At 65.3% G+C, this 8,490-nt stretch carries 9 protein-coding genes and 1 tRNA gene; 2 read left to right on the forward strand and 8 right to left on the reverse strand.

What is annotated here, in order from left to right; translation table 11 throughout:
- Nucleotides 1-672: 672 nt before the first annotated feature.
- From Q0R23_RS17155 to Q0R23_RS17175, 5 genes are all read right to left on the reverse strand, one after another.
- Nucleotides 673-1,134 carry a carbon monoxide dehydrogenase subunit G gene (locus Q0R23_RS17155; RefSeq protein WP_293915021.1) on the reverse strand — a complete coding sequence of 154 codons (462 nt, stop codon included), beginning with the start codon at nucleotides 1,132-1,134 and terminating at the stop codon, nucleotides 673-675.
- A 30-nt stretch (nucleotides 1,135-1,164) separates the two neighbouring features.
- Entirely contained in the window at nucleotides 1,165-1,659 is a 495-nt protein-coding gene (locus Q0R23_RS17160; RefSeq protein ID WP_293915023.1) for a carbon monoxide dehydrogenase subunit G, read from the reverse strand.
- A 79-nt stretch (nucleotides 1,660-1,738) separates the two neighbouring features.
- On the reverse strand, nucleotides 1,739-2,008 hold the full coding sequence (locus tag Q0R23_RS17165; RefSeq protein WP_293915024.1) for a hypothetical protein: 270 nt from the start codon (nucleotides 2,006-2,008) through the stop codon (nucleotides 1,739-1,741).
- Between the two features lie 65 nt (nucleotides 2,009-2,073).
- Complete coding sequence (locus Q0R23_RS17170) at nucleotides 2,074-2,475, reverse strand: MmcQ/YjbR family DNA-binding protein (protein WP_293915025.1); 402 nt, start codon at nucleotides 2,473-2,475, stop codon at nucleotides 2,074-2,076.
- Between the two features lie 283 nt (nucleotides 2,476-2,758).
- Nucleotides 2,759-3,637 carry a sulfurtransferase gene (locus tag Q0R23_RS17175; protein ID WP_293915027.1) on the reverse strand — a complete coding sequence of 293 codons (879 nt, stop codon included), beginning with the start codon at nucleotides 3,635-3,637 and terminating at the stop codon, nucleotides 2,759-2,761.
- A gap of 153 nt (nucleotides 3,638-3,790) precedes the next feature.
- Between Q0R23_RS17175 and Q0R23_RS17180 the strand changes: the two genes are divergently transcribed.
- On the forward strand, nucleotides 3,791-4,246 hold the full coding sequence (locus tag Q0R23_RS17180; protein ID WP_293915028.1) for a SufE family protein: 456 nt from the start codon (nucleotides 3,791-3,793) through the stop codon (nucleotides 4,244-4,246).
- A gap of 79 nt (nucleotides 4,247-4,325) precedes the next feature.
- On the opposite strand, the gene Q0R23_RS17185 is transcribed toward Q0R23_RS17180, so the two are convergent.
- The 3 genes from Q0R23_RS17185 to Q0R23_RS17195 form a co-directional block, all read right to left on the reverse strand.
- A complete protein-coding gene (locus Q0R23_RS17185) occupies nucleotides 4,326-5,357 on the reverse strand; it encodes a 1-aminocyclopropane-1-carboxylate deaminase (RefSeq protein ID WP_293915030.1) in 1,032 nt (343 codons plus the stop codon).
- A 72-nt stretch (nucleotides 5,358-5,429) separates the two neighbouring features.
- Complete coding sequence (locus Q0R23_RS17190; RefSeq protein ID WP_293915032.1) at nucleotides 5,430-6,110, reverse strand: GntR family transcriptional regulator; 681 nt, start codon at nucleotides 6,108-6,110, stop codon at nucleotides 5,430-5,432.
- Between the two features lie 311 nt (nucleotides 6,111-6,421).
- Nucleotides 6,422-7,948: a DEAD/DEAH box helicase gene (locus Q0R23_RS17195; RefSeq protein WP_293915034.1), complete on the reverse strand. Its 1,527-nt coding sequence runs from the start codon at nucleotides 7,946-7,948 to the stop codon at nucleotides 6,422-6,424.
- A gap of 317 nt (nucleotides 7,949-8,265) precedes the next feature.
- Between Q0R23_RS17195 and Q0R23_RS17200 the strand changes: the two genes are divergently transcribed.
- A tRNA-Trp gene (locus tag Q0R23_RS17200) sits at nucleotides 8,266-8,341 on the forward strand.
- The last annotated feature ends 149 nt before the right edge of the window (nucleotides 8,342-8,490 follow it).

Genomic DNA, 8,490 nt, shown 5'->3' on the forward strand with positions numbered 1-8,490 from the left:
GCCACTTTCGGAGTTGGCCAGGGCGCCGGGGTCGGCGGTCAGGCGGGCGGGCGCCAGCGAGGCGGGATACAGGCAGGCGAGGGCCAGCAGGGTCCAGATGATGAGCACCAGCCAGGGGCGGCGGGTCACGAACGAGGCCAGGGGTTGCATCTGAGGGGCAGTAGAGCATGTGCCAAGTAGGCGTGTGCCCTTCGGGCGTGGGCGGGTTGGCCTGCCGGTTGCTCAGGCGGTTGGACGGGCTGTGGGCGGGTTCGCGGCGTTGTCGGCGGCTGGACGGGCGGTTGGCGGTTGGGTTGCGTTGGTGGGGCTTCAGCACTGTGCGAATGCGTCGGCTCTCCCAGCCCCCAGCGGGCAGGCCCGATAGGTGCCGTTCTGCCCAAGACGCCCCTGCCCCGATGGGGCGAGGGAGCGGGTCGCTGCGCTCGGCATGGTACTTCCCATTCGTCCCACAGGCACTTTGTCTCACTGCGTTCTCCACATCATGTAGGTTCCGTAGGGCGCCCGTGCTCCGCATTCGCCCATAATTGGCTGCGCTGGAAGATAGTGGTTGACTTCAGCGAAAAATAGCGTCTGAGTGCCTGTCATTGACCCCTCGCCCCTTGCAGGAGAGTCGAAGACCTGCTTGCAGAGGGCAAGTGAGCACAGCTCATGCCCTACCTCTTTCCACACTCCCTACTCCCCTCCCGCCGCCTCCCTCGCCAGATTCGCAAAAAACTGCTCGGTCTGCGCCTGGCTGAGCTTGCCGATCAGGCGCCCGGCGAGCATCGCCAGCATGCCGCTCAGGCGGGGTTCGCCCTGCCAGTCGGCGCGGGTGCCACGGCCCTCGGCGCTGAGCTGCACGGCGGCGGCGGCGCTCAGGAGGCCGCTTGGACCCTGGGCCTCGATGATGAGTGCTAATGACGGTGTTGATGACGCTGGCGGTTCAATCTGATCCCTGAGCTGCACGCTGGCCTGGAAGTTGCCCCTCAGCGGCCCGACTGCCAGATTCAGGTCGGCGCGGAAGCGGTCCGGCGCCTCCTGGGTGATCTGGGCGCCGCCGGGGACGCAGCGGCCCAGCACCGCCAGGTCGTGAAGCATGGCCCAGACGCGCTCAGGCGGGGCGGGAATGAAGGCGGAACCCTGAATCTGCGGCATGGGCGCAGGCTAGCGCAAGTTCGAGCGAGGCTACGCTTCCTGGCTCAGACGGCTGAAGAACTGGTCGGCGTAGCGCTGCCCGGCGCCGGATTCGCGGGCCTTGGTGTCGATCAGTTTGTTGCCCAGAGTGGCGATCAGGCCCGACAGGCGCGGCGCGGCGGTCCAGTCCACGCGGCTGCCCTCGCCCAGATCGGTGACGTGAAGCTCGGCGTCCAACACGGCCAGGCCGCTCATGTTGCGGCCCTCCACGTTCACGCCGACGACTTCCGGAGCGCGGCTTTCGTCGAACTGGAGGGTGACCTTGAACTTGCCGCGAACCGGCCCTACCCCCACAGCCAGCCGGGCGATGAAGCGGCCTGGCCCGGTCATGACGATCTCGCTGAGGCCAGGAATCACGCGCCCCAGCACCACCGGGTCTTGCAGCATCATCCAGACGCGCTCAGCCGAGGCGGCGACGACGTTGCTCCCCCCGAACATGTTCGCAGGAGCAGCGCTGGTCTGGGCGGCGTTTGAAGCGGTGGACATGCCCTCAGTGTGGCGCCCGGACGTGAGAAACGGGCGGCGAGAACGCTGACCTGGACTTCAGAAAGCGGGTGGGCATCAGCTATTCAGGATTGTGGTCCACACCTTCCTGCACATCTTCCTGCACATCTTCCCATACGTCGAGGTCGTGGGCGCTGCTCGCCTCGGTGCCGCCCAGCAGGGCCTGGAGCTGCGCGGCGCTGAGATGCTCGCCCGGCTGAACCGGCAAAATGTCCGGCTCCGGCGGCAACTCGCTGGGCATAAGCCCCTGCCCGGCTGGGGCATTCGCCTCGTCGTGAAGTCGGGGGGTGGCGGCGACGGTGCTGAGCGCTGGGTCGTTTTCCTTGGGCATGTGGCCTCCTGCCCGGATTCGAGCACGGCGGCGGGGCGCGTGTCAGGCGCGGCTTGGGTCAGCCTTTACCGTTTGGTGGCGCCCAGTACTTCCAGCTCCAGCCGCTGCGCCCGCGTCAGGCTGGCGTACACCAGGGCGTGACTCTCCGCGAGCAGGCTTTGCACCAGGTCGCCGGGCACGCCTTCCAGCTTCACCGTGACCCAGTGGCGCTTGTTGAGGTGGTAGCCGGGCGTGATGGCCGGGTAGCTCACTCGCAACTCGTCGCCGCGTTCGGGCCGGACTTTGAGCGACACGCTCAGCTCCTCGGCCTGAATGCCGATCAGGGCGTACAGCTTGCCGCCAGGGGCGCTACCGACCTTGAAGACCAGCGTGTCGGGGCCGAACGGGAACGTTTCGCGGGAGTGTGGCAGCGCCGCGCAGCACTCGCGCACGGCGGCGACGGAATCGAGTGGGAAGTCGGGCGCCATCTTCCGAGTATAGGAACACTGGCGCCGCTCTCCAGCTCAAACAGAGCGAGGTTGTCCTGGGTGTCGCGTTCTAAAAGTTGTGCTGTGATACCTGCCGCGTCGCCCCTCTCTGCAAGCACTCGTCGTGAACGGACTTCTCCATAGCCCTGAGCCAAGTGAAGGGTCTCACGTGGCCGGGAGCCCTGCCAGTGGGCCAAAGAAGGCCCTGATGTGTTCGCTGCACCCAGGATGACAGATGTTCGTGTTCTCGAAGCGCTGATCCGGCCAGCCTCCGAATCAGCCCTTACGCGTCCTGATAAGTTTTCTCGATGGGCAGGCCGACACCGTTGCCCCACTCGGTCCACGAGCCGTCGTAGTTGCGGACCCTGGGGTAGCCGAGCAGTTCGCGGAGCACGAACCAGGAGTGGCTGCTGCGCTCGGCGATGCGGCAGTAGGCGATGACGTCCTTGTCGGGCGTCACACCCTCGCCGCCGTAGAGGGCGCTCAGCTCGTCGGCGCTCTTAAAGGTGCCGTCCTCGCCTACGGCCTTGGCCCAGGGAATGCTGCGGGCGCCGGGAATGTGGCCGCCGCGCAGCACACCTTCCTGCGGGTAGGCGGGCATGTGGGTGACCTTGCCGGAAAACTCGTCGGGGCCGCGCACGTCCACCATCGCGCCTGTGCCGCTCCTGACGGTCTCGATATGGGCTCTCACCTCGTCGCGGTAGGCCCGCAAGGATTCATCGCGCTTCAGGGCCGGGTAGGTCGTGGGCGTGACCGGGGCCGTCTCGGTGACCGGGGCCGTCTCGGTGACCAGCGCCCTGCCCTCGGCGGTCCACTTCTGACGGCCTCCGTTCATCAGCTTGAGGTTCTTCACGCTGTTGTAGGTCAGGAACCAGTAGGCGTAGGCGGCCCACCAGTTGCTTTTATCGCCGTACAGCACGATGGTATCCGTCTGGCTGATGCCCAGCTTGCCCAGTAGGGCACTGAGTTCCTGGGCCGAGATGAATTCGCGCATCACGGGATCCCACAGGTCGCCCTGCCAGTCGAGCTTCAGGGCGCCCTCGATGTGGCCGGTGTGATACAGCAAGATGTCCTCGTTGACGTCGATGAGCTTGATCCCGGCGTCGTTCTTGTGGGCGTCTACCCAGTCGGTGCTGACCAGCACGTCTTTTGCGTATTCCATGATGCTTCTCCTTGGGCGCCAGAGTCTGGCCAAAGCTGAATGCGGCGTTGAGATGTGCGGGCAACGGTCCCCATCTTAGCCGGATTCGGGCATCATTGACAAAACTGGTCAACTAGATCAATCGCCTTCCCCGCCCGGCGCTAGAGTGAACACATGACCACCGAGAACCTTCTCCCCGAAAAGCTCCAGCGCATCGTAACGATGTTCCGCTCGGCGCCCAAGCCGCTGCGGCTCCAGGCGCTGCTGGAATACAGCAAGAAGCTGCCGCCCCTGCCCGAAAAGTACGCCGAGCACCCCGAATTCATGCAGCCGGTGCCGGAATGCGCCTCGCCGTTCTTTCTGGTGACCGAGCCGCGCGGCGACGGCGTAGACCTGTACTTCAAGGTGCCGGAGGAAGCCCCCACCGTGCGCGGCTACGCGGGCATTCTGGCCGAAGGGCTCTCCGGGGCGACCCGCCAGCAGATCCTGAACATTCCCGACCAGTTCTATATGGAGATGGGCCTATCCGAGCTGATTACCCCGATGCGTCTGCGCGGCATGGGCGCCATTCTGATGCGGCTGAAACGGGAAGTCGGCCCGGAGCAGACCCAGGAGCAGACCCAGGAGTAGACCCAGACACCGACCCAGCCGCCCGCCTGAGAGCGCCCTGACCGACCAGGCCCTGCGCGATCAGGAACGCCCGGCGCGATCAGGACAGGTCGACAGGCTGGCTCTGCTTGAACAGTGAGGCGTAGGCGCTCAGGGCCGGTGCGCCGCCCAGATGCACGTACAGCACTTTGGCCCCTTTGGGGATCTCGCCACTCTGAACCAGCCCGATCAGGCCGTCCATACTCTTGCCCTCGTATACGGGGTCGGTCAACATGCCCTCAAGCTGCCCGGCAATCCGCATGGCCCGCAAGGTGCTTTCGACGGGAATACCGTACAGCTCGCCTGCGAAGCGCTCGTCGATGATGACGTCTTCATCGGTGATCTCGCGGCCCAGTTCGACCAGATCGGCGGTGTTCTGAGCAATTTTTTTGACCTGAAGGCGGGTGGCTTCGGGCTTGGCACTGGCGTCGATGCCGATGACCTTGCGGGGGCGGTCCTGAGCGGCGAAGCCCACGATCATGCCCGCCTGCGTGCTGCCCGTCACGGTACACACGATGATGTGATCGAAAAAGATGCCCAGTTCCTGTTCCTGCCGCTGCACTTCCAGCGCGAAGTTGACGAAGCCCAGGCCCCCCAGCCGGTGATCCGAACCGCCAGCCGGGATGGCATACGGCTTGCCCCCGGCGGCCTTGACCTCACCCAGCGCACGTTCCCAGCTTTCACGGAAGCCGATGTCGAAGCCCGCATTCACCAGTTCCACCTTCGCGCCCATGATGCGCGTCAGCAAGATGTTGCCCACCCGGTCATACACCACGTCCGGCCACTCGACCCAGGCTTCCTGGACCAGTCGGCACTTCAGGCCCGTCGCGGCGGCCACGGCGGCGACCTGGCGGGTGTGGTTGCTCTGCACGCCGCCGATAGACACCAGCGTGTCGCAGCCCTGCGCGAAGACGTCCGGCAAAAAATATTCCAGCTTGCGGGTCTTGTTGCCGCCGAACGCCAGGCCGCTGTTGACGTCCTCGCGCTTGGCCCAGATTTCCGCGCCGCCCAGGTACTCGGTCAACCGGCGCAGGGGATGAACAGGGGAAGGACCAAAAGTCAGCGGGTGGCGCTCGAAACGGTCTAGCTTCATACGACCTCCTGAAGAGTGAGCTGAATGCTGAAGGGCAACTGGCTGCTGAAGGGAGAAAAGAGAGAGTGCGGCCTAACGCGCTTCCTGAAGGCCTTGCAAATACGTCAGCAGGCGCTCGCTGGACACGGCGATATGTTGCCTGAGCAGTTCGCAGCCCAGGTCGGCGTCGCGCTCCTGGCACGCCGCGAGAATGGCGCGGTGTTCCTCCTGCGAGGTCGGCTGGTGGTTCATGCTACTGAGCATGACGCGCATGTACCGGTCCAGATTCAGGTGCGCGGTCCGCAGCGCCCCGAAGATGCGCGGACGCTGCGCCGCCGTGTACAGGGCGGCGTGAAACGCCCAGTTCAGTTCACTCCAGCGGGCGCCGCCGCTTTGCCCATCGGCCTGATCGAGCAGCTCCTCGGCCTGCCCGAAACTGCGCTTGCCCAGGCGTGGCATGGCCAGGCGCAGCAGCAACGGTTCGAGTGCCAGGCGCAATTCACCCAGTTCCTGCACCTCCGCCGCCGAGAGATGCGAGACCACCACGCCCTGGTACGGCACCGACAGGACAAAGCCCTCGCTTTCCAGTTGCTTCAGGGCGTCCCGCACCGGCATCCGGCTGACGCCCAGTTGCGCGGCCAGCACCTCCTGGCGCAGTGAATCGCCGCCCTGAAAATCGCCGCGCAAAATGGCCTCGCGCAGCACCTGCGTCACGGCGTCGGGTTTGAGATGTCCGTCCAGGCTCAGATTGGAAATGACAGCGTTTGCGGACATGTACCTTACTGTATCCACTGTATCCAATGTTGTCAAGATCGCGCCGCCCTTCGACTGGGAGCGTGATGACCTCACCTACAGGGTCTGCACCTACAGGGTCTGCCGGGAGTGCTCTCGACTGATTGATCTCGACTGATTGATCTCGACTGGTTGCTCTCGACTGGCCGACTGAAGGGTATGGTTCAGCCCGTGACCCCAGCCGGTCGTCGGCAGTTTGAGCAGGCGTCCACCCCAACCCAGAGCCCCGCGCCCGGACATTCACCGTCCAGGCGCGGGGCTCTCGTCTTTTACCGACTCAGCGTTTTACCTGCTCAGCGGCGGCGACGCGCAGGCTGCGGGCCGACCCGGCCACCGCCCACGTCGTTGCCCGCCGGGCGGGACTGGCCGCTGGGGGCGCCCTGACGGCGCTGGCCACCCTGAGCGCCGCCCTGACCAGAACTTGCCGAGCCCGAAGCCTGGCTGCGTCCGCCCTGGCCCTGGCCGCGTGACTGGCTACTTCCAGAATGGCCACCACCGGAATGGCCACCACCGCTCTGGCCACCGCGTCCGCCGCGCCCGTGTCCACCTTCGGGGCGGGGCTGCTCCAGCTTGCCTTCGACCTTGGCGTGGTAATCGAAGTCGCCCAGCAGACGGCGATTCAGGGTGCGCTTGGTGAAGCGCTCGATGCTGCGAATCTCGTCTTCCTCTTGGGGGCTGACCAGGGTAAACGCCGTGCCGCTCTTCCCGGCGCGGGCGGTGCGTCCGGCGCGGTGAACGTAGTCCTCGGCGGCGACAGGCACGTCGAAGTTGACCACGTGGCCCAGCGAGTCCACGTCGATGCCGCGCGCGGCGATGTCGGTGGCGACCAGTACCCGGTACTTGCCGCTCTTGAAGCCCGCCAGCGCGTCGGTGCGGGCGTTTTGCGATCTATTGCCGTGGATGCGCTCGGCGCTGATGCCCGCCGTGACGAGTTGCTCGGTCAGGCGGTTGGCGCGGTGCTTGGTGCGGGTGAAGACCAGCACGCTGTCCATGTTGATCTCGGCGTCGGCCAGCAGGCCGATCAGCAGCTTGGCCTTCAGCTCGCCGTGGACGGGAAACAGCGCCTCGGCGATCTTGTCGTTGGTGCGGCCCTGGTGGCGCACGCCGACCCGCACAGGGTTCACCTGAAATTCCCCGGCCAGCTTGAGGATCGAGTCGGGCATGGTGGCCGAGAACAGCAGCGTCTGGCGCACGGCGGGCAGCGCGCGCAGCACCCGGCGAATGTCGGGCAGGAAGCCCAGGTCGAGCATCCGGTCGGCCTCGTCGAGCACCAGCACCTCCAGACCGCTGAAGTTGGCGTTGCCCTGGCCGATGTGGTCAAGAAGACGGCCCGGCGTGGCGATCACGATGTCGGTTCCGGCACGCAGGGCCTTGATCTGCGGTCCCTGCGACACACCGCCGAAGATGCTGACGACTTTCAGCGGCGTCTCGCGGATCAGCGACTGGGCGACTTCCTCGATCTGGGCGGCCAGTTCGCGGGTGGGCGCCAGCACCAAGGCGCGGGTGCCCCGTCTCGTCAAATTGTCCGGGCGGGCCAGCAACCTCTCGATCAGCGGCAGCAAAAAGGCCACGGTCTTGCCTGAACCGGTGGCGGCGGTGCCGGTCACGTCCTTGCCTGCTCTGGCGGGCGGCAGCGCCAGCGCCTGAATCTCGGTGGGCACCGTGTACTTCAGCGCGTCGATGGCCCGCCTGAGCGGCGCAGGGAGCTGCATATCCTGAAAGGTGAACTGCACGGCGTCGGGGTTGGGGGCGCCCTCGGAGTTGGGGGCGGTGTTCTGGGCGGTGTTCTGGGCAGTGCGGGGGGAATCGAGTACGGTCATTGAAACCTCACGGACACGCATCGGCGTCCGGTCACGTGATCGGCAGATGTTCGCCAGCCCTGCGGCGAAGGTATGAATGCCAGGTGGTCAACACGGATGAACGGGTTTCGTCCACCTGGCCGCAGTGTTGTGTGAAGTAAGAACTCAGGGAGATCAGGGCAGCGGCCCGCTTGAAGTACAGCATACCGCATAATTGTTGTCACTCTGTCAGGAACGCCCCCGGCGCTGGCCTAGGCCGATTGACTCAGGCTTGCACGGCGCGGGGGGCAGTGGTAAACTGTTCAAGCTTCCGAAAAGGCGCACGCCGGACTGGATACGGGTTCTTAGCTCAGTTGGTAGAGCGGCGGTCTCCAAAACCGTAGGTCGTAGGTTCAAGTCCTACAGGGCCCGCCAGAAATGAAAGCAGCTTCCGAGTGGAGCTGCTTTTTTTGTGGCCCTGCCTGCGCCTTATTTGTGGCGTTGCCTATGTGGCTGTGGCTCTACACTGAGCGGGTGTCAATACAACTCGTCAAGAAGTTTCAGAAGCGGCTGGAAGACCTGAT

This window comes from Deinococcus sp., assembly GCF_025362455.1.
Taxonomy (GTDB): domain Bacteria; phylum Deinococcota; class Deinococci; order Deinococcales; family Deinococcaceae; genus Deinococcus.

Excerpts from the sequence above, each read along its gene's own strand:
- Q0R23_RS17185 (WP_293915030.1), bottom strand. The coding sequence starts at position 5,357 with ATGAAGCTAGACCGTTTCGAGCGCCACCCGCTGACTTTTGGTCCTTCC.
- Q0R23_RS17190 (WP_293915032.1), bottom strand. The coding sequence starts at position 6,110 with ATGTCCGCAAACGCTGTCATTTCCAATCTGAGCCTGGACGGACATCTC.
- Q0R23_RS17170 (WP_293915025.1), bottom strand. The coding sequence starts at position 2,475 with ATGGCGCCCGACTTCCCACTCGATTCCGTCGCCGCCGTGCGCGAGTGC.
- Q0R23_RS17160 (WP_293915023.1), bottom strand. The coding sequence starts at position 1,659 with ATGTCCACCGCTTCAAACGCCGCCCAGACCAGCGCTGCTCCTGCGAAC.
- Q0R23_RS17195 (WP_293915034.1), bottom strand. The coding sequence starts at position 7,948 with ATGACCGTACTCGATTCCCCCCGCACTGCCCAGAACACCGCCCAGAAC.
- Q0R23_RS17165 (WP_293915024.1), bottom strand. The coding sequence starts at position 2,008 with ATGCCCAAGGAAAACGACCCAGCGCTCAGCACCGTCGCCGCCACCCCC.
- Q0R23_RS17155 (WP_293915021.1), bottom strand. The coding sequence starts at position 1,134 with ATGCCGCAGATTCAGGGTTCCGCCTTCATTCCCGCCCCGCCTGAGCGC.
- Q0R23_RS17180 (WP_293915028.1), top strand. The coding sequence starts at position 3,791 with ATGACCACCGAGAACCTTCTCCCCGAAAAGCTCCAGCGCATCGTAACG.
- Q0R23_RS17175 (WP_293915027.1), bottom strand. The coding sequence starts at position 3,637 with ATGGAATACGCAAAAGACGTGCTGGTCAGCACCGACTGGGTAGACGCC.